2 rRNA genes (1 of these 2 only partly in view) are annotated in these 1,746 nt (G+C 58.9%); both read right to left on the bottom strand.

The annotated features are described in order from the left end of the window. Nucleotide 1: 1 nt before the first annotated feature. Nucleotides 2-118, bottom strand: a 5S ribosomal RNA gene (gene rrf, locus E9529_RS21335). A gap of 110 nt (nt 119-228) precedes the next feature. After that, nucleotides 229-1,746, bottom strand: a 23S ribosomal RNA gene (locus E9529_RS21340); it runs 1,284 nt beyond the window's last position.

Raw genomic sequence — 1,746 nt, forward strand, 5'->3', positions numbered from 1 at the left:
TGTCCGGCGGCGTCCTACTCTCCCACCCCGTCTCCAGGGCAGTACCATCGGCGCTGAGAGGCTTAGCTTCCGGGTTCGGAATGTTGCCGGGCGTTTCCCTCTCGCCATGGCCGCCGTAACTCTGTGAACATGTGCGAACCGGCTGGTTCGTGCGTTCAGAACCGCACAGTGGACGCGTGACTTCTTCGTTTCGACTTGGCACACAAAGCCGGTGTCGGGTTGGTGTGTGTGGTCAAGCCCTCGGCCTGTTAGTACCGGTCAGCTCCACACCTTGCGGTGCTTCCACTTCCGGCCTATCAACCCGCTGGTCTGGGCGGGGGCCTTACCCGGTTGTCCCGGTGAGAGACCTCATCTTGAAGCGAGCTTCCCGCTTAGATGCTTTCAGCGGTTATCCCTGCCGAACGTAGCCAACCAGCAGTGCACCTGGCGGTACAACTGGCACACCAGAGGTTCGTCCGTCCCGGTCCTCTCGTACTAGGGACAGCTCTTCTCAAGTCTCTTACGCGCACGGCGGATAGGGACCGAACTGTCTCACGACGTTCTAAACCCAGCTCGCGTACCGCTTTAATGGGCGAACAGCCCAACCCTTGGGACCTACTCCAGCCCCAGGATGCGACGAGCCGACATCGAGGTGCCAAACCATCCCGTCGATATGGACTCTTGGGGAAGATCAGCCTGTTATCCCCGGGGTACCTTTTATCCGTTGAGCGACACCGCTTCCACATGCCGGTGCCGGGTCACTAGTCCCAGCTTTCGCTCCTGCTCGACCCGTCGGTCTCGCAGTCAAGCTCCCTTGTGCACTTGCACTCGACACCTGATTGCCAACCAGGCTGAGGGAACCTTTGGGCGCCTCCGTTACATTTTGGGAGGCAACCGCCCCAGTTAAACTACCCACCTGACACTGTCCCTGATCCGGATCACGGACCGAGGTTAGACATCCAATTCGACCAGAGTGGTATTTCAACGGCGACTCCACGGACACTGGCGTGCCCGCTTCGCAGTCTCCCACCTATCCTACACAAGCCGAACCGAACACCAATATCAAGCTATAGTAAAGGTCCCGGGGTCTTTCCGTCCTGCCGCGCGTAACGAGCATCTTTACTCGTAGTGCAATTTCGCCGAGCCTGTGGTTGAGACAGCTGAGAAGTCGTTACGCCATTCGTGCAGGTCGGAACTTACCCGACAAGGAATTTCGCTACCTTAGGATGGTTATAGTTACCACCGCCGTTTACTGGCGCTTGAGTTCTGAGCTTCGCCTTGCGGCTAACCCGTCCCCTTAACGTTCCAGCACCGGGCAGGCGTCAGTCCGTATACATCGTCTTACGACTTCGCACGGACCTGTGTTTTTAGTAAACAGTCGCTTCTCACTGGTCTCTGCGACCCCCTCCCGCTGCCCCACGCTAGGTGGTTCACGGGCTGGGGCCCCCCTTCTCCCGAAGTTACGGGGGCATTTTGCCGAGTTCCTTAACCACAGTTCGCTCGATCGCCTCGGTATTCTCTACCTGACCACCTGAGTTGGTTTGGGGTACGGGCCGCTCGGAACTCGCTAGAGGCTTTTCTCGGCAGCATAGGATCATCCAATTCGCCTCAATCGGCTATGCGTCGGGCCTCACCCTGTGTGCGCCACGGATTTGCCTATGGCGCGGGCCACACCCTTGCACCGGTACTACCACTCACCGGTAGGACTACCTTCCTGCGTCACCCCATCGCTTGCCTACTACCAGTCCGGGTCCCCAGCTAGTCCGG

This window comes from Blastococcus sp. KM273128 (genome assembly GCF_021698975.1).
GTDB lineage: Bacteria > Actinomycetota > Actinomycetes > Mycobacteriales > Geodermatophilaceae > Blastococcus.